The sequence below is a fragment of the Pseudomonas sp. IPO3747 genome (assembly GCF_013385245.1).
Taxonomy (GTDB): Bacteria; Pseudomonadota; Gammaproteobacteria; order Pseudomonadales; family Pseudomonadaceae; genus Aquipseudomonas; species Aquipseudomonas edaphica.
In genome coordinates this window covers 303,706-327,296 of sequence record NZ_JACAQL010000009.1, presented here as the reverse complement: position 1 = coordinate 327,296, position 23,591 = coordinate 303,706, and the positions used below count along the sequence as shown (strand labels likewise).

19 protein-coding genes are annotated in these 23,591 nt (G+C 60.6%); 14 read left to right on the top strand and 5 right to left on the bottom strand.

Annotation, left to right across the window (positions count from 1 at the left end; genetic code table 11):
* The first annotated feature begins 163 nt into the window (after positions 1 to 163).
* Positions 164 to 2,626, top strand: a complete 2,463-nt coding sequence (locus HX790_RS14690; RefSeq protein ID WP_370589436.1) for a penicillin-binding protein 1A — start codon at positions 164 to 166, stop codon at positions 2,624 to 2,626.
* 742 nt (positions 2,627 to 3,368) lie between these two features.
* On the opposite strand, the gene HX790_RS14685 is transcribed toward HX790_RS14690, so the two are convergent.
* Both HX790_RS14685 and rpmE read right to left on the bottom strand, forming a co-directional pair.
* Positions 3,369 to 4,637, bottom strand: coding sequence for a malic enzyme-like NAD(P)-binding protein (locus HX790_RS14685; RefSeq protein ID WP_099548044.1), 1,269 nt, complete (start codon positions 4,635 to 4,637; stop codon positions 3,369 to 3,371).
* A gap of 288 nt (positions 4,638 to 4,925) precedes the next feature.
* Positions 4,926 to 5,153: a 50S ribosomal protein L31 gene (rpmE, locus tag HX790_RS14680; RefSeq protein ID WP_017138574.1), complete on the bottom strand. Its 228-nt coding sequence runs from the start codon at positions 5,151 to 5,153 to the stop codon at positions 4,926 to 4,928.
* Between the two features lie 342 nt (positions 5,154 to 5,495).
* Here rpmE and HX790_RS14675 point away from each other — a divergent pair, with 342 nt between their 5' ends.
* From HX790_RS14675 to HX790_RS14630, 10 genes are all read left to right on the top strand, one after another.
* Positions 5,496 to 7,715, top strand: a complete 2,220-nt coding sequence (locus tag HX790_RS14675; RefSeq protein ID WP_017138575.1) for a primosomal protein N' — start codon at positions 5,496 to 5,498, stop codon at positions 7,713 to 7,715.
* A 204-nt stretch (positions 7,716 to 7,919) separates the two neighbouring features.
* Positions 7,920 to 9,656: an arginine--tRNA ligase gene (gene argS, locus HX790_RS14670; protein ID WP_099549476.1), complete on the top strand. Its 1,737-nt coding sequence runs from the start codon at positions 7,920 to 7,922 to the stop codon at positions 9,654 to 9,656.
* A gap of 1 nt (position 9,657) precedes the next feature.
* Entirely contained in the window at positions 9,658 to 10,359 is a 702-nt protein-coding gene (locus HX790_RS14665) for an SPOR domain-containing protein (protein WP_017138577.1), read from the top strand.
* A gap of 258 nt (positions 10,360 to 10,617) precedes the next feature.
* Positions 10,618 to 11,148: an ATP-dependent protease subunit HslV gene (gene hslV / locus HX790_RS14660; RefSeq protein WP_010563201.1), complete on the top strand. Its 531-nt coding sequence runs from the start codon at positions 10,618 to 10,620 to the stop codon at positions 11,146 to 11,148.
* 36 nt (positions 11,149 to 11,184) lie between these two features.
* Positions 11,185 to 12,522, top strand: a complete 1,338-nt coding sequence (gene hslU, locus HX790_RS14655; protein WP_176991727.1) for an ATP-dependent protease ATPase subunit HslU — start codon at positions 11,185 to 11,187, stop codon at positions 12,520 to 12,522.
* Between the two features lie 183 nt (positions 12,523 to 12,705).
* Positions 12,706 to 13,083 (top strand): gamma-butyrobetaine hydroxylase-like domain-containing protein, encoded by a 378-nt coding sequence (locus tag HX790_RS14650; protein WP_017138579.1) that lies wholly within the window; start codon positions 12,706 to 12,708, stop codon positions 13,081 to 13,083.
* A gap of 249 nt (positions 13,084 to 13,332) precedes the next feature.
* Positions 13,333 to 15,012 carry a class II poly(R)-hydroxyalkanoic acid synthase gene (gene phaC, locus HX790_RS14645; RefSeq protein ID WP_099549478.1) on the top strand — a complete coding sequence of 560 codons (1,680 nt, stop codon included), beginning with the start codon at positions 13,333 to 13,335 and terminating at the stop codon, positions 15,010 to 15,012.
* 166 nt (positions 15,013 to 15,178) lie between these two features.
* Positions 15,179 to 16,024 (top strand): poly(3-hydroxyalkanoate) depolymerase, encoded by an 846-nt coding sequence (gene phaZ, locus HX790_RS14640; RefSeq protein WP_017138580.1) that lies wholly within the window; start codon positions 15,179 to 15,181, stop codon positions 16,022 to 16,024.
* Positions 16,025 to 16,112: 88 nt separating this feature from the next.
* Complete coding sequence (gene phaC / locus HX790_RS14635; RefSeq protein ID WP_017138581.1) at positions 16,113 to 17,795, top strand: class II poly(R)-hydroxyalkanoic acid synthase; 1,683 nt, start codon at positions 16,113 to 16,115, stop codon at positions 17,793 to 17,795.
* Positions 17,796 to 17,822: 27 nt separating this feature from the next.
* A complete protein-coding gene (locus HX790_RS14630; RefSeq protein WP_017138582.1) occupies positions 17,823 to 18,443 on the top strand; it encodes a TetR/AcrR family transcriptional regulator in 621 nt (206 codons plus the stop codon).
* 173 nt (positions 18,444 to 18,616) lie between these two features.
* On the opposite strand, the gene HX790_RS14625 is transcribed toward HX790_RS14630, so the two are convergent.
* From HX790_RS14625 to HX790_RS14615, 3 genes are all read right to left on the bottom strand, one after another.
* Entirely contained in the window at positions 18,617 to 19,606 is a 990-nt protein-coding gene (locus HX790_RS14625) for a phasin family protein (RefSeq protein WP_017138583.1), read from the bottom strand.
* A gap of 12 nt (positions 19,607 to 19,618) precedes the next feature.
* Positions 19,619 to 20,041 (bottom strand): phasin family protein, encoded by a 423-nt coding sequence (locus HX790_RS14620; protein ID WP_017138584.1) that lies wholly within the window; start codon positions 20,039 to 20,041, stop codon positions 19,619 to 19,621.
* Positions 20,042 to 20,146: 105 nt separating this feature from the next.
* Positions 20,147 to 20,422 (bottom strand): polyhydroxyalkanoic acid system family protein, encoded by a 276-nt coding sequence (locus tag HX790_RS14615; RefSeq protein WP_017138585.1) that lies wholly within the window; start codon positions 20,420 to 20,422, stop codon positions 20,147 to 20,149.
* A gap of 145 nt (positions 20,423 to 20,567) precedes the next feature.
* On the opposite strand from HX790_RS14615, the gene ubiE reads away from it, so the two are divergent.
* The 3 genes from ubiE to ubiB are packed head-to-tail and all read left to right on the top strand — an operon-like array spanning position 20,568 to position 23,562.
* Positions 20,568 to 21,338, top strand: coding sequence for a bifunctional demethylmenaquinone methyltransferase/2-methoxy-6-polyprenyl-1,4-benzoquinol methylase UbiE (ubiE, locus tag HX790_RS14610; RefSeq protein ID WP_003171186.1), 771 nt, complete (start codon positions 20,568 to 20,570; stop codon positions 21,336 to 21,338).
* The gene (locus HX790_RS14605) at positions 21,338 to 21,961 is read left to right on the top strand and encodes an SCP2 domain-containing protein (RefSeq protein ID WP_017138587.1); all 624 of its coding nucleotides are present in this window, start codon (positions 21,338 to 21,340) and stop codon (positions 21,959 to 21,961) included. The genes ubiE and HX790_RS14605 overlap by 1 nt, the downstream gene beginning before the upstream one ends.
* Positions 21,958 to 23,562, top strand: a complete 1,605-nt coding sequence (ubiB, locus tag HX790_RS14600) for a ubiquinone biosynthesis regulatory protein kinase UbiB (protein WP_017138588.1) — start codon at positions 21,958 to 21,960, stop codon at positions 23,560 to 23,562. Before HX790_RS14605 ends, ubiB begins: the two co-directional genes overlap by 4 nt.
* Positions 23,563 to 23,591: the final 29 nt, after the last annotated feature.

Genomic DNA, 23,591 nt, shown 5'->3' with positions numbered 1-23,591 from the left:
TTCGGTCGACTTGTTTGGCCGCCACGAATGACGCCCCAGGCCGAAAATGCTTTAATGCCCAGCGTTTTTTCCCGCTTTTTCCTGCTGCTCGGGTCGATCCATCGTTTGCCATGCATGCCCCGACGCGTAACTCATTCTTTTCTCTGGAAATCCAAAAGCCTTGATTCGTCTGCTGAAGTTTTTCGGGTACTCCATTGTCGCGATCGTCTGCGGGCTGCTGCTCGTACTCAGCGGGGCCTACCTCTACCTTAGTCCGGGTTTGCCCTCAGTAGAGGCACTCAGAAGTATCCAGTTGCAGATTCCTTTGCGGGTCTACAGCAGCGATGAAAAACTGATCGCGGAGTTCGGCGAAATGCGCCGCACACCGATCCGTTTCGCCGACATTCCACCCAATTTCATCAACGCCCTGCTCTCGGCTGAAGACGATAATTTCGCCAACCACTACGGCGTCGACCCAGGCAGCCTGGTGCGCGCAGCCACCCAGCTGGTAAAAAGCGGACACATTCAATCCGGCGGCAGCACAATCACCATGCAGGTGGCGAAGAACTTCTTCCTCACCAGCGAGCGCAGTTTTTCGCGCAAGGCCACCGAAATCCTGTTGGCGCTGCAGATCGAACGTCAGCTGACCAAGGACGAAATCCTTGAGCTGTACGTCAACAAGATCTACCTGGGCAATCGCGCCTACGGGATCGAAGCCGCTTCGCAGGTGTACTACGGCAAGTCGATTCGTGATGCCAGCCTGGCGCAGATGGCAATGATCGCCGGCCTGCCGAAGGCGCCGTCGCGCTTCAACCCGCTGGCCAACCCGGCGCGCAGCAAGGAGCGTCGCGACTGGATCCTGGGGCGCATGTATAAGCTGGGCAAAATCGACCAGGCCGCCTACGAGAGCGCCGTGGCCGAGCCGCTGAACGCCAGCTACCACGTGCCGACTCCGGAAGTGAATGCGCCGTATATCGCTGAAATGGCACGTGCCGAGATGGTCGGCCGTTATGGCAGCGAGGCCTACACCGAAGGCTTCCGCGTGACCACGACCATTCCAAGCAACCTGCAGGAAATCGCCAATAACTCAGTACGCGACGGTTTGGTGACCTACGACCAGCGCCATGGCTACCGTGGCCCCGAATCGCGCCTGCCGGGCAAGACCCTGAGCGCCTGGACCACCGAGCTGGGCAAGCAGCGCCCGATCAGCGGCCTGGAGCCAGCCATCGTCACCCAGGTGAAGAAGGATGGCGTGCAAGTGCTCACCCGCAGCGGCGAAGGCCATGTGTCGTGGGACAGCATGAAATGGGCACGCCCGTTCCTGAACACCAACAGCATGGGTCCGATGCCCAAGCAGCCGTCGGACGTGGCGCAGGTCGGTGACTTGATCCGCGTGCAACGCCAGAAAGACGACAGCCTTAAATTCAGCCAAGTGCCTGTGGCCCAAGGCGCACTGGTGTCCCTGGACCCGCAGAACGGTGCAATCCGTGCGCTGGTCGGCGGCTTTGCCTTCGAGCAGAGCAACTACAACCGCGCCACCCAGGCCAAGCGCCAGCCGGGCTCGAGCTTCAAGCCGTTCGTCTACAGCGCCGCGCTGGATAACGGCTACACCGCCGCCAGCCTGGTCAACGACGCACCGATCGTGTTTGTCGACGAGTACCTGGACAAGGTCTGGCGCCCGAAGAACGACACCAATACCTTCCTCGGCCCGATCCGTATTCGCGAGGCGCTGTACAAGTCACGCAACCTGGTCTCGATCCGCCTGCTGCAGGCGATGGGCGTGGGCAAGACCATCGACTACATGACGCGTTTCGGTTTCGCCAAGTCGGACCTGCCACCGAACCTGTCCCTGGCGCTGGGCACCGCGACCCTCACGCCGATGGAAATTGCTACCGGCTGGAGCACCTTTGCCAACGGCGGCTACAAGATCACGCCGTACCTGATCGACAAGATCGAAAGCCGCAATGGCGACACGCTGTTCACCGCCAACCCGCCACGCGTGCCGGGCGACGTGGTAAACGGTGTGGCTGCACCCGATGGCATTGCAGCACCGAACAACGGCGGCATCACCATTGAGCCGACGCCAGGCGCAGCACCGACCGCCAATGCCGCCGTGCCCGCCGAGCCACAGGCACCAGCAGTGGCCGAGCGTGTGGTGGATGGTCGTACCACCTACATCCTCAACAGCATTCTGGAAGACGTGATCAAGAAAGGCACCGGCCGCCGCGCCCTGGCCTTGGGTCGCGCGGATATCGCCGGCAAGACCGGTACAACCAACGAGTCCAAGGATGCCTGGTTCTCCGGCTACAACGCCGACTACGTGACCACTGTGTGGACCGGCTACGACCAACCGGAAAGCCTGGGCCGCCGTGAGTTTGGTGGCACCGTCGCACTGCCGATCTGGATGAGCTACATGGGCGCGGCCTTGAAGGACAAGCCGCTGCATACCCAGGCTGAGCCGGAAGGTATTCTCAGCCTGCGGATCGACCCGGTCAGCGGCCGTGCGGCATCACCCAGCACGCCGAATGCGTACTTCGAGCTGTTCAAGAGCGAAGATACGCCGCCGTCGGTCAACGAGCTGGGCAACGGCGTTGCACCGGGCAGCCCACTGCCGGCGGATGAGGCGGCGCCGATCGATCTCTTCTAATGTGACACAGCTCCACTGTGGGAGCTGGCTTGCCTGCGATGGCGGTGTATCAGCCACTGATTCACCCCCTGATACACCGCCATCGCGGGCAAGCCCGGCTCCCACAGGGTTTACCTGGCGCCTGAAGACCGTATTCATCAGCCACAAAAAAAGCCCCGACTCGCAAGAGCCGGGGCTTTTTGTTGGTGCGCTACAACGGCTTAGCCGTTGAACACATCATCCACGCTTTACACCGGGCAGCCCGCTGCCGGCGGATTAGGCGGCGCCGATCGATTTGTTCTGATGAGATCAATGGCCGACCCAGCTCCACTGTGGGAGCTGGCTTGCCTGCGATGGCCATAGGCATCTACACAACTTTTGAAGGCCGCCACTTTCTCCTGTGGCGAGCAGGCTTGTCCTGCGTTGGGCCGCGAAGCGGCCCCAAACCCTGACACTGAGTACTTTCAGGAAAATTGCAGTGCCTTTACTGGGGCCGCTTCGCAGCCCAACGCCGGCGGTGCGACGATTCGACAAGCCTGCTCGCCACAACAGCCCACCTGCCACAGACTGCGTGCTAACCGGCTGTGTAACCTATGCTGCGATGGCGGTGTATCAGCCACTGATTCATCCCCTGATACACCGCCATCGCGGGCAAGCCCGGCTCCCACAGGGTTTACCTGGCGCCTGAAGACCGTATTCATCAGCCACAAAAAAAGCCCCGACTCGCAAGAGCCGGGGCTTTTTGTTGGTGCGCTACAACGGCTTAGCCGTTGAACACATCATCCACGCTTTTCAGCGGGTAGTGCTTCGGATACGGCAGGGTAGCCACACCAGTCTCGATCGCGGCTTTGGCCACGGCATCCGAGATCAGGGTGATCAGGCGCTTATCCATTGGTTTCGGGATGATGTACTCACGACCGAATGCCAGTGGGGCACCACCGTAGGCATCGCACACGTCCTGAGGGACCGGCAGCTTGGCCAGTTCACGCAGGGCGTTGGCGGCAGCCACTTTCATCTCTTCGTTGATGCGCTTGGCGCGAACGTCCAGGGCACCACGGAAGATGAACGGGAAGCCCAACACGTTGTTGACCTGGTTCGGGTAGTCCGAACGGCCGGTGGCCATGATCACGTCGTTGCGAGTGGCGTGGGCCAGCTCAGGCGAGATCTCCGGATCCGGGTTGGAGCAGGCGAACACGATCGGGTTGGCCGCCATGGACTTCAGGCCTTCGGCGCTCAGCAGGTTCGGGCCGGACAGGCCAACGAACACGTCGGCACCGTCGAGGGCGTCAGCCAGGGTGCGCTTGTCGGTAGCGTGGGCAAACATCGCCTTGTACTGGTTCAGGTCGGTACGCTCGGACTGAACAACGCCCTTGCTGTCGACCATGAAGATGTTTTCCAGCTTGGCGCCCATGCTCACCAGCAACTTCATGCAGGAGATGGCCGCAGCACCAGCGCCCAGGCAGACGATCTGGGCGTCAGCCAGGGTTTTGCCAGCGATTTCCAGGGCGTTGATCATGCCGGCCGCAGTAACGATCGCGGTGCCGTGCTGGTCATCGTGGAATACCGGAATGTCGCACTGTTCGATCAGGGCCTTTTCGATCTCGAAGCACTCAGGTGCCTTGATGTCTTCCAGGTTGATGCCACCGAAGGTGATGGAAATGCGCTTTACGGTGTCGATGAAAGCTTGTGGGCTTTCGGAGTCGACTTCGATGTCGAAAACGTCAATGCCGGCAAAGCGCTTGAACAGCACGCCCTTACCTTCCATGACTGGCTTGGAAGCCAATGGGCCGAGGTTGCCCAGGCCGAGAATCGCGGTGCCATCGGAAATCACTGCAACCAGGTTGCCTTTGCCGGTGTACTTGTACGCCAGTTCAGGGTCGCGGGCGATTTCACGTACGGGCTCGGCAACGCCAGGGCTGTAGGCCAGCGACAAGTCGCGGGCAGTGGCAGTGGCTTTGGTGAGCTCTACACTCAGCTTTCCTGGACGAGGATGGGCGTGATATTCGAGAGCGGCAGTTTTCAAATCAGACATATCGGCATTCCGCTTTTACTGTTGGTCGACGGACCGCCGAGGATACGCGTGTGAGAAAGTCCCCACAAGACTGGTCAGTCACTGCCGTCAAGGGCCGCGCACTACGACTTTCGGCCAAGAGCCACGGGATACAAGGGCTTAACTGTTCACAATTACGATAAAAAATGTCTACAATTATTTTATTAAAATCGCTTTGAGTGCAGCACGGTCAAATCGCAGGCACAAAAAAGGCGCCCACAAGGGGCGCCTTTTTCAACAGCTTGCAAAAACCCTGGGGGCTTTTGAGCCTTACTCTGCAGCAGCAGGCTTCTTGCCGAAAGCACCAAAGCGATCTGCGAAGCGCTGTACACGGCCGCCGGTGTCCAGAGTTTTCTGCTTACCGGTGTAGAACGGGTGGCACTCGTTGCATACGTCAGTACCCAGTGGCTTGCACAGGTTCGAACGCGTTTCGAACTTGTTGCCGCAGCTGCAGGTTACTTCGATAGTTTCGTACGCTGGATGGATATCGGCTTTCATGGTGACTTCCTCGGGCTAGCGTGCCGCCACTCGACACTATTGTCGAATACCGCACGTAATTAGGCCGCGGATTCTACCAGACCTTTTTAAACGCGCAAGCGGCGCCTCCCGTGCTTTGCCTACATAAAAGCCCCTTTCATCAGAAAAACCCAACACACCACCGCCCATCTGCAAGGCCGTACTTTTTTGTGGCGAGCAGGCTTGCCCTGCGCTGGGCAAGCCTGCTGCTCGCCACAACAAGCCCGGCGCCCACAGAAGTGCCGCAAGACAGGACACCCCCACCGCAGGTCTGCTAGGCTCCCGCCCCTGCGCCACTGCCTGCCTTTATATGAGACTCCCCGCGTGCCCGACGCCATTTTGCGCCTAGCCCTGCCATCGCCCCTGCGCCGCCTGTTCGACTACCGAGCCCCGGCCGGCGTGTTGCGGGCGCAGTTGCAGCCGGGCATGCGCGTGCGCGTGCCGTTTGGCCGTCGCGAGATGATCGGCATCCTGATCGAAGTGGCCGACCACAGCGAAGTCCCCGCCGAAAAGCTCAAGCCAGCCCTGGCCATCCTCGACGCTACACCGCCGCTGCCGCCCGCGCTGTTCAAGTTATGCCTGTGGACCGCACAGTATTACCAGCATAGCCTCGGCGATACCCTGAGCTGGGCACTGCCGGTGCTGCTGCGCCAGGGCGAACTGGCTGAAGCACGCCAGGAGCGTTTCTGGTCGATGGTGCCCGGCGCGCGCCTGGATGACCCACGCATCGCCCGCGCGCCACGCCAACGCGAAGCCCTCGCGACCCTGGCCCAACACCCCCATGGCGTAGCCCACCAGTTGTTAAGCAAGCTGATGCTGAGCAAAGACAGCCTCGACTTGCTGCTGGCAAAGGGCTTGGTGCAGGTGGAAATCCGCAAGCACGCGCCGGACCCGCGCCATGACCACTGGCTGGCTCAACCGGAGTTGCCGCTGAACCCCGAGCAACGCGCCGCCTATGAAGCCATTCGCGCCGGTTTCGACAGCTTCCATGCCTTCCTGCTCGCCGGCGTCACCGGCAGCGGCAAGACCGAAGTGTATTTGCAACTGATCCGCGAAACCCTGCAAGCCGGCAAGCAGGCACTGGTGTTGATCCCGGAGATCAACCTCGGCCCGCAAACCCTGGCGCGTTTCGAGCAACGTTTTAACGCGCGCATCGCGCTGGTGCATTCGGCGGTCAACGACCGCGAGCGCCTGGAAGCCTGGCTGGCGGCGCGGGACGGCGAGGCCGACATTATTATCGGCACCCGCTCGGCACTGTTCACGCCGATGAAAAACCCCGGGCTGATCATCATCGACGAGGAGCACGACGGCTCCTATAAACAGCAGGAAGGCCTGCGCTACCACGCCCGCGACCTGGCGCTGGTACGCGCGCGCCAGGAAGACATCCCGATTGTGCTCGGCTCGGCTACACCGTCCCTGGAAAGCCTGCACAACGCCTACACCGGCCGTTATGGCCTGCTGCGCCTCAACGAGCGCGCAGGCGGCGCCAAGCAACCACGCTTCCTGCGCCTGGATGTAAAAAGCCGCCCCCTGGACAGCGGCATTTCCGGGCCGATGCAGCAAGCCATCGGCCAAACCCTCGCCGCCGGCCAGCAAGTCCTGGTGTTTCTTAACCGTAGGGGCTTTGCGCCGACGCTGCTGTGCCACGACTGCGGCTGGATGTCCGAGTGCGAACGCTGCGATGCGCGCATGACCGTACACCAGCGCCACGGCGAGCTGCGCTGCCACCACTGCGGCCATGTGGAGCGCGTGCCGCGCCACTGCCCACAATGCGGCAAAGTGGATTTGCGCCCCGTGGGTGCGGGCACCGAGCGTGCCGAGGAGCGCCTGGGCATTCTGTTTCCGGATTACCCGGTGCTGCGCGTCGACCGCGACAGCACCTCGCGCAAAGACGCGATGAACCAGCTGTTCGCGACCATTCAGAAAGGCCAGCCGTGCATCCTGATCGGCACGCAGATGCTCGCCAAAGGGCACCACTTCCCACGGGTAACGCTGGTGTCGATCCTGGACGCCGACGGTGGTTTGTTCTCCGGCGACTTCCGCGCCAGCGAACGCATGGCGCAACTGATCGTGCAGGTGGCAGGCCGTGCCGGGCGCGCCGAAGAGCCGGGCAAGGTGATTATCCAGACGCATCTGGCTGACCACCCCTTGCTGATTCAACTGACAGAACAGGGCTACTTCGCTTTCGCCGAACAGGCCCTGAGCGAACGCCGCTCCGCCGGCCTGCCGCCGTTTGCACACCTGGCACTGTTGCGCGCCGAAGCGCACAAACCAGGGCAGGCCGAAAGCTTTCTCGACGAGGCATGCAGCGCCGCCGAGCGTTTGCTCGGTGAGTTGAGTCTGGCCGGCATCGAATTGCTCGGCCCAGTCCCCGCGCCGATGGAGCGGCGCGCCGGGCGGTATCGCGCTCAGCTACTCTTGCAGGCAACGTCCCGTGCACCGCTGCATCGACTATTAAATAGCTGGATGCTTGCCCTGGAGCAAATGCCCAGCGGCCGCCAAGTGCGATGGTCGTTGGATGTGGATCCGGTAGACCTGTATTGATTGCGAAATCGCTATCGCAGGCAAGCCAGCTCCCACATTTTGAAATATGAACCCCCTTAAATGTGGGAGCGGGCTTGCCCGCGATGAGGTCCGCAGGTCCATCAACCTGTCTGAACGGTTGGCAAGCCCGCCCTCGCCACGGATAATGCCGAGTTTTTCCACCTGCGCATCGCGCACCGCCGCTTGCGGTCGAAAGAGAACACCATGAAAGACACCATTCGCCAGCTGATCCAACAAGCCCTCACCCAACTCGTCAACGAAGGTGTGTTGCCTGAAGGCCTGTCGCCGGCGATCCAGGTGGAAAACACTCGCGACAAGACCCATGGCGACTTTGCCAGCAACATTGCGATGATGCTGTCCAAGCCTGCCGGCATGAAACCGCGTGACCTGGCGGAGAAAATCATCGCCGCGCTGCCAACCGACGAGAGTGTGACCAAGGCCGAAATCGCCGGCCCAGGCTTTATCAACTTCTTCCAGAACACCCAGGCCCTGGCTTCGCGCCTGGACGCGGCCCTGGCCGACGCCAACATTGGCGTGCGCAAGGCCGGCCCCGTGGAGCGTGTGGTGATTGACCTGTCGGCACCCAACCTGGCCAAAGAGATGCACGTGGGCCACCTGCGCTCGACCATCATTGGTGACGGCGTGGCGCGGGTGCTGGAGTTCCTGGGTGACGACGTGATCCGTCAGAACCACGTGGGCGACTGGGGCACCCAGTTCGGCATGCTGATGGCCTACCTGCAGGAAAACCCGATCACCAGCAACGAGCTGGCCGACCTGGAAAACTTCTACCGCGCCGCCAAAAAGCGCTTCGACGATTCCGAAGAGTTCGCCGACCGCGCCCGTGGCCTGGTGGTCAAGCTGCAAGCCGGCGATGAAGATTGCCTGGCGCTGTGGGGCCGTTTCCGTGAGATTTCGCTGTCGCACTGCCAGGAAATCTACGAGCTGCTCAACGTGAAGCTGACCATGGCCGACGTGATGGGCGAAAGCGCCTACAACGACGACCTGATCAACGTGGTCAACGACCTCAAGGCTGCCAGCCTGTTGGTTGAGAGCAACGGCGCGCAGTGCGTGTTCCTCGAAGAATTCAAGACCGCCGACGGCGAGCCGCTGCCGGTGATCATCGTCAAGGCCGACGGCGGCTACCTGTACGCCACCACTGACCTGGCAGCCGTGCGCTACCGCAGCGGCGTGCTCAAGGCCGACCGCGCGCTGTATTTTGTCGACCAGCGCCAGGCCCTGCACTTCCAGCAAGTGTTCGAAGTGGCGCGCCGCGCAGGCTTCGTCACCCACCCGATGCACATGGAACACATGGGTTTTGGCACCATGAACGGCGCCGATGGCCGCCCGTTCAAGACCCGCGACGGCGGCACCGTGAAGCTGATCGACCTGCTCAACGAAGCCCAGGACCGTGCCTACAACCTGGTGAAGGAAAAGAACCCGGAGTTGGCCGAAGCCGACCTGCGCAATATCGCCCGCGTGGTAGGTATTGGTGCGGTGAAGTACGCCGACCTGTCCAAGCACCGCACCAGCGACTACAGCTTCAACTTCGAACTGATGCTCAACTTCGAAGGCAACACCGCGCCGTACCTGCTGTACGCTTACACCCGTGTGGCCGGCGTGTTCCGCAAGCTGGGCAAGGATTTCAGCGAGGTTGAAGGCCAAATCGTGCTGGATGCCCCGCATGAACAGGACCTGGCGGCCAAGCTGGCGCAGTTCGGCGAAGTGCTCAACAGCGTCGGTGAAAAAGGCACGCCGCATATCCTCTGCACGTATTTGTACGAAGTCGCCGGTCTGTTCTCCAGCTTCTATGAGAACTGCCCGATCCTTACGGCAGACGACGAAGCGCAAAAGCAAAGTCGCCTGCGCCTCGCCGCACTGGCTGGACGGACCCTCAAGCAAGGCCTGGAACTGTTAGGCCTGGAAACCCTGGAGCGTATGTAAGTTGGCTGCCAAGAAAAAACCTGCACCCAAGCGCGGCGCCAGCCGCTATCAGGCACCGGCGAAGAAGCCAATCCCGGGCTGGCTGTGGATGGCTATCGGCCTGGCGGTCGGCGCGTTTGTGGTGATCCTGATGAAGCTGGAGCCCGGCAAGGGTGATGACGTCAAACGGGTCAAGCAAGAACAGCAGAAGGCCACAAAAATCGCCGAGGCCAACAAGACTGCGCCGAGCCCGACCGCGCCGGTAAAGCCCAAGTACGACTTCTACACGCTGCTGCCGGAGTCGGAAGTGATCGTGCCGCCTGACGCCGTGCCGGAGAAAACCCTGCCGACGCCACAAGTGCCGACCACGCCGGTGACACCAGCGGAAGCCGCGAAAATCGACACCGCACGCGCTCAAGCCGCGTTGGCCGGGATCACTCCGCCGCCACCGCCACCGGTGGCGACCACCAAGGCGGCGCCGGTGACCAAGTTCTTCCTGCAAGCGGGCTCGTTCCCGAAACAGGCGGATGCGGATCGTGTGCGTGCGCAGATCATCCTGTTGGGCCAGTCGGTAACAGTTGAGTCCGGCACCGTGAAGGATGCGACCTGGTATCGCGTATTGGTCGGGCCGTTCAGCAACCGTGAACAGCTGACCGTGGCGCAGAAGCAACTGGCGGGTGCAGGCTTTAGCAATCTGTTGTTACAACAACGCCAGAGCCGTTGATTCCGGCTCAACGCCGATCAAAATGTGGGAGCTGGCTTGCCTGCGATAGCGATGTAGCAGTCCATATTTTCAGTGACTGACACACCGCTATCGCAGGCAAGCCAGCTCCCACAGTTGGTTTTGCGGTGCTCTCTGGAAGGTGTCAGACCAGCAAACACCACTCGTCCGCACACACGTCCTACGGTTGAAATCCCCCCCGCCACCCCCATATGAGATTCCATCAGGGCATTTTCGCCCCGCTGCGTGGAGACTCTCCCCTTGACCACCATCGTTTCAGTACGTCGCCACGGCAAAGTCGTCATGGGCGGCGACGGCCAGGTTTCCCTGGGCAACACCGTGATGAAAGGCAACGCCAAGAAAGTGCGTCGCCTGTACCACGGCCAGGTTCTCGCCGGTTTCGCTGGCGCCACTGCCGACGCTTTCACCCTCTTCGAACGCTTCGAAGGCCAGCTGGAAAAACACCAGGGCCACCTGGTTCGCGCCGCTGTCGAACTCGCCAAAGAATGGCGCACCGACCGTTCCCTCAGCCGCCTGGAAGCCATGTTGGCGGTCGCCAACAAAGACGCATCCTTGATCATCACCGGTAACGGCGATGTGGTTGAACCCGAGCACGGCCTGATCGCCATGGGTTCCGGCGGCGGCTACGCCCAGGCGGCAGCCAGCGCCCTGTTGAAGAAAACCGACCTGTCGGCCCGCGAAATCGTCGAGACCGCCCTGGGTATCGCCGGCGATATCTGCGTGTTCACCAACCACAACTTCACCATTGAGGAGCAGGACCTCGCCGAGTAAGCCGTAGGCTTATTCCGCTTGAGGCCGCCAAACACTATGTCCATGACTCCCCGCGAAATCGTCCATGAACTTAATCGCCATATCATCGGCCAGGACGATGCCAAGCGCGCCGTTGCCATTGCGCTGCGTAACCGCTGGCGCCGGATGCAACTGCCTGAAGAACTGCGCGTTGAAGTAACGCCCAAGAACATCCTGATGATCGGGCCGACAGGCGTGGGTAAAACCGAAATCGCCCGGCGCCTGGCCAAACTGGCCAATGCTCCGTTCATCAAGGTCGAGGCCACCAAGTTCACCGAAGTGGGCTATGTAGGTCGTGACGTCGAGTCGATCATTCGTGACCTGGCCGACGCCGCCCTGAAAATGCTCCGCGAACAGGAAGTGACCAAGGTCAGCCACCGCGCCGAAGACGCCGCCGAAGAACGCATTCTCGATGCCCTGCTGCCACCGGCACGCATGGGCTTCAACGAAGACGCCGCGCCAAGCTCGGATTCCAACACCCGCCAGCTGTTCCGCAAGCGCCTGCGTGAAGGCCAGCTGGACGACAAGGAAATCGAGATCGAAGTGGCCGAAGTGTCCGGCGTCGACATCTCCGCACCGCCTGGCATGGAAGAAATGACCAGCCAGTTGCAGAACCTGTTCGCCAACATGGGCAAGGGCAAGAAGAAAAGCCGCAAGCTCAAGGTGAAGGACGCGCTGAAGCTGGTGCGCGACGAAGAAGCCGGGCGCCTGGTGAATGAGGAAGAGCTCAAGGCCAAAGCCCTGGAAGCGGTGGAGCAGCACGGTATCGTGTTTATCGACGAGATCGACAAGGTGGCCAAGCGCGGCAACTCCGGCGGCGTCGATGTGTCCCGCGAAGGCGTACAGCGCGACCTGTTGCCGCTGATCGAAGGCTGCACGGTGAACACCAAGCTGGGCATGGTCAAGACCGACCACATCCTGTTTATCGCCTCGGGCGCGTTCCACCTGAGCAAGCCCAGCGACCTGGTGCCGGAGCTGCAAGGCCGTCTGCCGATTCGCGTGGAACTCAAGGCGCTGACCCCCGGCGACTTCGAACGCATCCTCAGCGAGCCGCATGCTTCGCTCACCGAGCAATACCGCGAACTGCTGAAAACCGAAGGTTTGGCCATCGAATTCCAGCCGGACGGCATCAAGCGCCTGGCGGAGATTGCCTGGCAGGTCAACGAGAAGACCGAAAACATCGGTGCCCGTCGCCTGCACACCCTGCTTGAGCGTCTGCTGGAGGAAGTGTCCTTCAGTGCTGGCGACATGGCCGGTTCGCAGAATGGCGAAGCGATCAAGATTGACGCTGAGTACGTCAATAGCCACCTGGGCGAATTGGCGCAGAACGAAGATCTGTCTCGTTATATCCTGTAAGCCTCACAGAAAACGGCTTGTGTCGGAGCCGGACTTGTGTGGGAGCTGGCTTGCCTGCGATAGCATCACCTCAGTGTTTCTGAAACACCGAGGTGTCTGCATCGCGGGCAAGCCCGGCTCCCACACAAGCCAGCTCCTACAGTTTTAAGCCGGTTCTCAGGACTATCTCTGGGCGGTTCTCCAATGACCAAATTCCCCACCGCTGTAAACCTGCACAAAACCTCCAACACCCTCGGCCTTACCTATGGGCCGAGCGAGGTCTACCAGCTCCCCGCTGAGCTGCTACGCACCCACTCGCCTTCCGCCGAGGTCCAGGGCCACGGCAAACCCATCCTGCAGTTCGGCAAGCTCAACGTGCGGCTGATCAAGATAGAACCAGCCGGCCAATACGCACTGAAATTGACCTTCGACGACGGCCATGACAGCGGACTGTTCACCTGGGACTACCTCTACCAGTTGGCCGTACGCCAGGATGCGTTGTGGGCCGATTATCTGGCTGAGCTTAAAGCCGCCGGCAAAACCCGCGACCCGAGCGAATCGGTCGTGCGGCTGATGCTCTAACTCAGGCGTCTCGCTCTTTAGAGGGCATTTTCTAATTTCATCTGCTTGAATGCCCTGTCGCGTGGTCAACGATTGGCCCGCTTGCGAAAAAAATTAAACTCGGGTAACCAATGGAACTGGCAAGTTCCCTGCATTTGACGATGCGGTATCAACGGTCACCCGAGTCGCAGTACCAGGCTGGTGTCGTGTATCGAAATTGGGTGCGCAGCAATCGCCGGTACTCGTCTTTCGGACAATGGAGCGTCGTAGATGAGTAACAAGAATAACGATGACTTGAAACGCCAGGCCTCGGAAAACACCCTGGGGCTGAACCCGATCATCGCGTTACGCAAAAAGGATTTATTGGCCTCAGCGAAGATGGTACTGACCCAAGCCATCAAGCAACCGTTGCACAGCGTCAAACACGTCGCGCATTTTGGCGTGGAATTGAAGAACGTGATGTTCGGCAAATCCGCACTGGCCCCCGAAGGCGATGACCGTCGCTTCAACGACCCGGCGTGGAGCCAGAACCCGCTCTATAAGCGTTACCTGCAAACTTACCTGGCGTGGCGCAAGGAACTGCACGACTGGATCGGCGACAGTAACCTGTCGGAACAGGACATCAGCCGCGGCCACTTCGTGATCAACCTGATGACCGAAGCCATGGCCCCCACCAACAGCGCGGCCAACCCGGCGGCGGTCAAGCGCTTCTTTGAAACCGGCGGCAAAAGCCTGCTTGATGGCCTGTCCCACTTGGCCAAAGACATGGTGCACAACGGCGGCATGCCCAGCCAGGTCAACATGGGCGCCTTCGAAGTCGGCAAGACCCTGGGCACCACTGAAGGCGCCGTGGTGTTTCGCAATGACGTGCTGGAGCTGATCCAGTACAAGCCCATCACCGAGCAGGTGCACGAGCGCCCACTGCTGGTGGTGCCGCCGCAGATCAACAAATTCTATGTATTCGACCTGAGCCCGGAGAAGAGCCTGGCGCGTTTCTGCCTGCGCAATGGCCAGCAGACGTTTATCGTCAGCTGGCGCAACCCGACCAAGGCGCAGCGCGAGTGGGGCCTGTCGACCTATATCGAGGCGCTCAAGGAAGCGGTCGATGTGGTCACGGCGATTACCGGCAGCAAAGACGTGAACATGCTCGGCGCCTGCTCGGGCGGCATCACCTGCACCGCCCTGCTGGGCCACTACGCGGCGCTGGGCGAGAAGAAGGTCAACGCCCTGACCTTGCTGGTGAGTGTGCTGGACACCACCCTGGACACCCAGGTGGCGCTGTTTGTCGACGAACAGACCCTGGAAGCCGCCAAGCGCCATTCTTACCAGGCCGGTGTGCTGGAGGGCCGCGACATGGCCAAGGTCTTCGCCTGGATGCGCCCCAACGACCTGATCTGGAACTACTGGGTCAATAACTACCTGCTCGGCAACGAGCCGCCGGTGTTCGACATCCTGTTCTGGAACAACGACACCACACGTTTGCCGGCCGCCTTCCATGGCGATTTGATTGAGCTGTTCAAGAACAACCCGCTGGTGCGCGCCAATGCCCTGGAAGTGTGCGGCACGCCGATCGACCTCAAGCAGGTGACCGCCGATATCTATTCCCTGGCCGGCACCAACGACCACATCACGCCGTGGCAGTCGTGCTACAAATCGGCGCAGCTGTTTGGTGGCAAAGTGGAGTTTGTGTTGTCCAGCAGCGGGCATATCCAGAGCATCCTCAACCCGCCAGGCAACCCCAAGGCGCGTTACCAGACCAGCGATGGTTTGGCGGGCAAGCCGCTGGAGTGGCAGGAGAATGCCACCAAGCACACTGACTCATGGTGGCTGCATTGGCAGGCGTGGCAGGCCGAGCGGGCGGGCAAACTGAAGAAAGCACCTACAAGCCTGGGTAACAAAGCCTATGCCGCAGCTGAGGCGGCACCGGGTACTTATGTGCACGAACGATAAGCAGATTTTGCGGTAGAAATGCGATCAATGTGGGAGCTGGCTTGCCTGCGATAGCGGTGGGCCAGCTAGATGATGAGCTAACTGAAAGATTGCTATCGCAGGCAAGCCAGCTCCCACAGGAACCGAGTTTTTCCAGACAAATAGCGCCACTTCACAGGGCTTGAGCATGCCGCAACCGTTCATCTTCCGTACCATCGACCTGGATGGCCAGACCATCCGTACGGCGGTACGCCCGGGCAAGCCTCACTTGACGCCGTTGCTGATCTTCAACGGCATCGGCGCCAACCTTGAGCTGGTGTTTCCGTTCGTCCAGGCGCTGGACCCGGACCTGGAAGTGATCGCCTTCGATGTGCCAGGTGTGGGGGGGTCTTCCACACCCAGCGTGCCCTATCGCTTTCCCGGTCTGGCCAAGCTCACCGCACGCATGCTCGATTACCTGGACTATGGCCAGGTGAATGCGGTGGGTGTGTCCTGGGGCGGCGCGTTGGCGCAGCAGTTTGCCTATGACTACCCCGAGCGCTGCAAAAAACTGATCCTGGCGGCGACGGCAGCCGGGGCCTTTATGGTGCCGGGCAAACCCAAGGTGCTATGGCTGATGGCAAGCCCCAGGCGCTATATCCAACCGTCCCACGTGGTGCGAATTGCACCGATGATTTATGGCGGCTCGTTCCGCCGCGACTCCAAACTGGCCGCCGAACACGCCAGCAAGGTGCGCTCGGCGGGCAAGCTCGGTTACTACTGGCAGCTGTTTGCGGGCCTTGGCTGGACCAGCATTCACTGGCTGCACAAGATCCGCCAGCCGACGCTGGTGCTGGCCGGCGACGACGACCCGCTGATCCCGCTGATCAATATGCGCATGCTCGCCTGGCGCATTCCCAACGCACAGTTGCACATCATCGATGATGGCCACTTGTTCCTGATCACCCGCGCCGAAGCCGTGGCGCCGATCATCATGAAGTTTCTTGAAGAGGAGCGCCTGCGTGCGGTGATTCACCCTCGACCAGCGGTGTAAGGACTACGCCGCCGCGCAACTTGCCAGGAACCGACTATGGTTCTGAATTGGCGTGCCTGTTGATGGCTTGACGAAGGAGTGTTGGCTCATGCGAGAAAGACCCGTGACGAACCCGGCGCCCACCCCAGCCGCGTTCATCAACGCGCAAAATGCGATCAGTGGCCTGCGGGGCCGCGATTTGCTGGCGACCCTGCGCAGTGTCGCCAACCATGGCTTGCGCAACCCGCTGTACACCGCTCGGCACGCCCTGGCCTTGGGCGGCCAACTCGGTCGCGTGCTGCTGGGTGAAACCGTACAGGCCCCCAACCCCGCTGACAGCCGCTTCGCCGACCCCACCTGGACGCTTAATCCGCTGTACCGGCGCAGCCTGCAAGCCTATTTGAGCTGGCAGAAACAAACGCGTCACTGGATCGACGACAGCTCGATGAGCGCCGATGACCGCGCCCGCGCGCACTTTGCCTTCTCGCTGATCAACGATGCCGTCTCGCCCTCCAACACCTTGCTCAACCCGCTGGCCATCAAGGAGCTGCTCAACTCCGGCGGCAACAGTGTGGTGCGCGGCGTGAGTAATTTGTTTAACGATTTGTTGCACAACAACGGCCTGCCCAGCCAGGTCAGCAAACACGCTTTTGAAGTGGGCAAAACGGTGGCAACGACCGCGGGCTCCGTGGTGTTTCGCAACGAGCTGCTGGAACTGATCCAGTACAAGCCCATGAGCGAAAAGCAGTACGCCAAGCCGTTGCTGATCGTGCCGCCGCAAATCAACAAGTACTACATCTTCGATCTCAGCCCCGCCAACAGCTTTGTGCAGTACGCCCTGAAAAACGGCCTGCAGACGTTTATGGTCAGCTGGCGCAACCCGGATGTGCGTCACCGCGAGTGGGGCCTGTCCACCTATGTGGCGGCGCTGGAGGAAGCGCTGAACGTGTGCCGGGCAATCACCGGTGCCCGTGAGGTCAACCTGATGGGCGCCTGCGCCGGTGGCTTGACCATCGCCGCGCTGCAAGGCCACCTGCAAGCCAAGCGCCAGCTGCGGCGCATCTCCAGCGCCAGTTACCTGGTGAGCCTGCTGGACAGCCAGATCGACAGCCCCGCCACCTTGTTTGCCGATGAACAGACCCTGGAGGCCGCCAAGCGCCGCTCCTACCAGCAAGGCGTGCTGGAGGGTCGCGACATGGCCAAGGTCTTCGCCTGGATGCGCCCCAACGATCTGATCTGGAATTACTGGATCAATAATTACCTGCTGGGCAAAGAACCGCCGGCGTTCGACATCCTCTACTGGAACAACGACAACACGCGCCTGCCCGCCGCGTTGCATGGCGACCTGCTGGACTTCTTCAAGCACAACCCGCTCAGCCATCCGGGTGGCCTTGAGGTGTGCGGCACGCCCATCGACCTGCAGAAGGTCACAGTGGACAGCTTCAGCGTGGCCGGGATCAACGACCACATCACGCCGTGGGACGCGGTGTATCGCTCCACGCAACTGCTGGGCGGCGAGCGGCGCTTTGTGCTGTCCAACAGCGGGCATATCCAGAGCATCCTCAACCCGCCGGGCAACCCCAAGGCCAACTACGTCGAGAACCCCAAGCTGAGCAGCGACCCGCGTGCCTGGTACTACGACGCCAGTCACGTCGAAGGCAGCTGGTGGCCGCAGTGGCTTGCGTGGATCCAGCAACGTTCGGGCGTGCAACGCGAAACACTCACCGCCCTGGGCAACCAGAATTACCCACCGATGGAAGCGGCGCCAGGCACTTACGTGCGGGTGCGCTGAGCTCAACGATCACATTAAGAAGACTGGATGAAGACCCGCGACCGTATCCTTGAATGTGCCCTGCAGTTGTTCAACCACAAGGGCGAACCGAACGTGTCGACCATGGAGGTGGCCAATGAAATGGGGATCAGCCCCGGCAACCTTTATTACCATTTCCATGGCAAGGAGCCCTTGGTGCTCGGGTTGTTCGAGCGTTTCCAGAATGAACTGGCGCCGCTGCTCGACCCGCCGGCAGATGCGCAACTCAAACCCGAAGATTACTGGCTGTTCCTGCACCTGATCATCGAGCGCATGGCCCACTACCGGTTCCTGTTCCAGGACCTGTCGAACCTGGCCGGGCGCCTGCCAAAGCTGGCCAAGGGCATTCGCAACTTGCTCACGGCGCTCAAGCGCACCCTGGCTTCACTGCTTGCGCGCCTGAAGGCAGCGGGACAGTTGGTCAGTGACACCCAGGCACTGGGGCAATTGGTGGAACAGATCACCATGACCCTGCTGTTTTCCCTGGACTACCAACGGATTCTCGACCGTGAAGGCGAGGTGCGGGTGGTGGTGTACCAGGTGATGATGCTGGTGGCGCCGCATCTGCTATTGCCGGCGCGGCAGGCAACTGAGCGGTTTGCGCTCAAATACCTGGATGATATCGATTAAAAATGTGGGAGCGGGCTTGCCCGCGATAGCAATTTATCAGCCAATACCTGGGTGGCTGACACTCCGCCATCGCGGGCAAGCCCGCTCCCACATTGGAAATGCGGTGTATATGAGACGTCCATAAAAAAACGCCCGACCTTCACAGGCCGGGCGTTTTTTGTGCCCTGAAAAAATCAGGACTGACTGGATGGCGTCGGGGTTACCGGCGTTGCAGTCGGGGCGGCAGGAGCATGTGTCGGTGCGGACACCGAATTGGCTGTAGAAGCGGTTGGCGCTGGAGTTGCAGGCTTGGCCGCAACAGCAGGTTTGGACGCTGCTGGCTTCTTGGCTACTGCTGGCTTCTTCGCGGCGGCAGGTTTTGCCGCAGGCTTGGCAGCCACAGGTTTTGCTGCAGCAGGCTTGGCAGCGGCTTTAGCGGCGGCTGGCTTGGCTGCAGGTTTCGCAGTGGCCGGCTTGGCAGCAGGTTTGGCAGCGGCGGTTTTAGCCGCTGGTTTTGCTGCTGCTTTGGCAGCCGGCTTTGCCGCAGGCTTGGCAGCGGCTTTAGCGGCCACGGGTTTTGCTGCAGGCTTGGCAGCCGGTTTGGCAGCTGCGGTTTTTGCAGCGGGTTTTGCCGCAGCTTTAGCCGGGGCCTTGGCCGCAGGTTTGGCAGCTGGCTTGGCGGCCGCTTTAACCAGAGGCTTGGCGGCGGTTTTGGCAGCCGGTTTAGCAGCCGCAGTTTTAGCCGCAGGCTTGGCAGCCGGTTTAGCGGCGGCGGTTTTGGCTGGAGCCACTTTAGCGCCGGTGAGTTTTTCGATTTGCTTGGTCAGGGTATCGACCTTGCTGTGCAGCGTCTTCAGTTCCGCTTTGCTGGGCACGCCCAGTCGCGAAATGGCACTGTTGAGACGCTTGTCGAAGGTTTCTTCCAACTTGCCCCAAGTGTCAGAAATGCTCGACTTGGCAGAGCCGGCAGTGGCCTTGGCCGCTTCAACTTTTTTACCAACCGTGGTCTTGGTCAACTTCTCGGCCTTTTCGCCGTCCTTGACCAATGTCTCGAAGTATTTGCCGCCGTCACTGCTAACCTTCGAGTACACGCCTAAACCAGCAAGCCAGATCTTACGGGAATATTTTTCAACCTCCCCGATCCACGAGCTGCCTTCTTTCTGAGTAGTCTTTTTAACAGCCATCCCGATGTCTCCTTAGTGTTTACGCGCGACACGTTCTAGCAATGTCGTCAGCTCTTCGAGCTTAGCAGAGAGTGTCTCCACGTCATGTTTAGACGCAATGCCGATTCGATTCAAGGCACTTGCAACACGCGTGTCAAAAGCTTTTTCAACTTTATCCAGTTGAACTTCAACCAAACCTTTGACGCTGGAGACATTACTCTTTACTTGGTCAATCTGACTGTTGGCAGCATCAAGTTGTTCAACCACAACTTTTTTGCCTTTACTTTCAACATGTTGACCGGTCTTAACCAGCTCTTTGAAGTACTCGCCGCCTTCGCTGCCGACCTTGGCATAGGCGCCAAGTCCTGCCAGCCAGATCTTGCGGGCGTAGCTTTTAACGTCACTCAGGGCAGTGGACTGAAGGTCGATTTTTTTCTTCAAAATAACTTTGGCCATGGTGCACCTCACGCAGATTAGGGTCGAGGAACGGCCCGCAGGAGTTGAGGGCTTGGGCACAAAGTAGGCTGGAAAATTAGAATCGGCACCCTAAGAACACATTGATCAGGCCAGCGCCTTATCCAGGGCTTTCTCGATTTCAGACTTGATGGTGCCGCTCATGGCCGACATCAACAGGCCCAATTCAACATCAATGCGCAGCGATTCATCGGCGACTAACACCGTGCCTTTAACCCCCGAACGCTTGAGGTTCAGGCTATCGCCCGACCACGATGACTCCAGGCCATATTGCTCCTTGAGTTTGTGCGCCAACTTCTCGGCCTTCGCGCGCGCGCCTTCTTTACCCAGGGAATGTGCACGCTCAACGGTAATACGGGCCATTGCAATGACTCCTCTTTATATCGACTCAGAACACCTGCCATGCGGCAAAAGGTCTCGATGAACACCTATCTTACCTTCAGCCTTGCCAAGACAAAGCAGGCGGTGGGGATTATCATGTCCCGCATTCTCTTTTGGTGACAGCGATATGACTGATCAGCGCAAAGGCAGCGATGCCGAACCCACCACTCACTTCGGCTTCAAGAACGTTCCGGAAAGCCAGAAAGCGGAAAAAGTCGCTGAGGTGTTCCACTCCGTTGCGGCCAAGTACGACCTGATGAACGACGTACTCTCGGGCGGCATGCACCGCCTGTGGAAGCGCTTCACCATCGAGTTGTCGGGTGTACGCACCGGCAACCGCGTGCTCGACATCGCCGGCGGCACGGGCGATCTGGCGGCCAAGTTCTCCAAGCTGGTTGGCCCGACCGGCCAGGTCGTGCTGGCGGACATCAACGGTTCGATGCTCAAGGTCGGCCGTGATCGCCTGCTGGATAAAGGTGTGGCCGGCAATATCGAGTTCGTCCAGGCCGATGCGGAAAAGCTGCCGTTCCCGGACAACCATTTCGACTGCGTGACCATCGCCTTCGGCCTGCGCAACGTGACCCATAAAGAGGACGCCATCCGCTCGATGCTGCGCGTACTCAAGCCGGGCGGCCGCCTGTTGGTGCTGGAGTTCTCCAAGCCGACCAACGCGCTGATGTCCAAGGTCTACGACACCTACTCGTTCGCCTTCATGCCGCTGATGGGCAAGCTGATCACCAATGACGCCGAAAGCTACCGCTACCTGGCCGAATCGATCCGCATGCACCCCGACCAGGAAACCCTGAAGTCGATGATGGTAGAAGCCGGTTTCGACCGCGTGACCTACCACAACATGACCTCAGGCATCGTCGCCCTGCACCGCGGCATCAAGCCCTGATGCTGTTCGCAGGCCTCCTCGCCAGCGTCGAACACGGCATCAACCGTGTCCTGCGCCTGGACAGCACCGCCCTGGCGCGGCTTGCGCACTTGAACGGCAAGGTTATTGCCGTCGATTGCACCAGCCCCGCCCTGCAGCTGTTTATCCTGCCCAGCGATGAAGGCCTGCTGCTCGCCGGCGATTGGGCCGCCGAGGCCGACTGCACCCTGCGCGCACCCGCCTCGAGCCTGTTGCACCTGGCGCTAAGCCGCAACAAGACCGCGATCCTGCACAGCCCCGACGTGGAGCTGGAAGGCGACAGCGCCGTGCTGATGGACCTGGCCGCCGTGCTGCAAGACCTGGAACTGGATTGGGAATACGAGCTGTCACGCTGGATTGGTCCGGTGGCCACCCAACTGATCAGCGGGCACCTGCGCAGCCGCTCGCGCTGGTACCAGCAAGGGTTCGCCAGCCTCAACCAGAACCTCGCCGAATACCTGAGCGAAGAATCGCGCACCCTGGTCGGAGAACGGGAAGCGCAAGCGCGCTTTCGCGAACTCGACAAGGCCAAAATCGACCTGGAACGCCTTGAGGCACGCTTCGAGCGCCTGAGCCGTTCCCTTGATCCAAGCGATAACGCATGAAGCTGCTCGCCGTCCGCCGTTTGTTTCGTATCCAGCGCGTCGTAATCCGCTACCGCCTCGATGACCTGCTGTTCGCCCTGCCGTTGCCGTGGTTTTTGCTGGCCGTGCGCTATGTGTTGCCGTGGCGCTGGTTCCCGCGCAAACCGCTGGAACTGAGCCGTGGCGCGCGCCTGCGCCTGGCGTTGCAGGACCTGGGGCCGATCTTTATCAAGTTTGGGCAGATCCTCTCGACACGCCGCGATTTGCTGCCCGAAGACATTGCCGACGAGCTGATGCTGTTGCAGGATCGCGTGCCGCCGTTTGATTCCCAGCAGTCGATGAAGCTGATCGAAGAACAACTGGGCAAGAAGATCAGCGAGGTGTTCAGCCGTTTCGACGTCGAGCCACTGGCCTCGGCCTCGGTGGCGCAGGTGCATGCCGCACAATTGAAGACCGGCGAAGAAGTGGTGGTAAAGGTCATCCGCCCCGGCCTCAAGCCGATCATCGGCCAGGACCTGGCGTGGCTGTTTATCCTCGCCCGCGCCGCCGAACGTTTCTCCGCCGATGCGCGCCTGCTGCATCCGGTGGACGTGGTTGCCGACTACGAAAAGACCATCTACGACGAACTCGACCTACTGCGCGAAGCGGCCAACGCCAGCCAGCTCAAACGCAACTTCGAAGGTTCAGCGCTGCTGTACGTGCCGCAGGTGTATTGGGACTGGTGCCGTCCCAAAGTGCTGGTGATGGAGCGCATCTACGGCGTGCAGGTCACCGACCTCGCCACTCTTGCCGACCAGCGCACCGACATGAAGATGCTTGCCGAGCGCGGCGTGGAAATCTTCTTCACCCAGGTGTTTCGCGACAGCTTCTTCCACGCCGACATGCACCCGGGCAACATTTTCGTCAGCACCGTCAACCCGTGGAGCCCGCAATACATTGCGATCGACTGCGGCATCGTCGGCAGCCTGACCCCGGAAGACCAGGATTACCTGGCACGCAACCTGTTCGCCTTTTTCAAGCGCGATTACCGCCGCGTGGCGCAGCTGCACATCGATTCGGGCTGGGTGCCAGCCGAAACCAAGCTCAACGAATTCGAAGCCGCGATCCGCACGGTGTGCGAGCCGATCTTTGAAAAACCGTTAAAAGATATTTCCTTCGGCCAGGTGCTGATGCGTCTGTTCCAGACCGCGCGGCGCTTCAATATGGAAGTGCAGCCGCAGCTGGTACTGCTGCAAAAAACCTTGCTCAACATTGAAGGCCTGGGCCGCCAGCTGTACCCGGACCTGGACTTGTGGAACACCGCGCAGCCGTTCCTGGAACGCTGGATGCGCGAGCGCGTCAGCCCGAAAACCCTGCTGGGCAACCTGCACAGCCAGTTCGAACAACTGCCGCACCTGGCCAACATGACCCGCGACCTGCTGGAGCGCATGTCCCAGCCCCACGCCAAAGACCCTGCACCGCCGTGGCACAGGCGCAAGGACGACTGGTTCCTGCGCCTGTTGGGCGCCGCCCATTTGGTCGGCGGCGTGATGCTGGCGATTGGCGGGCCGCTGAACCAACTGGGCCATTGGCCGGCTGGCATCATGGTCGCCGTGGGTGTTTATCTGATCGTGCGCCGATAGCCGATCCGGTTATACACTGTCGCAAATTG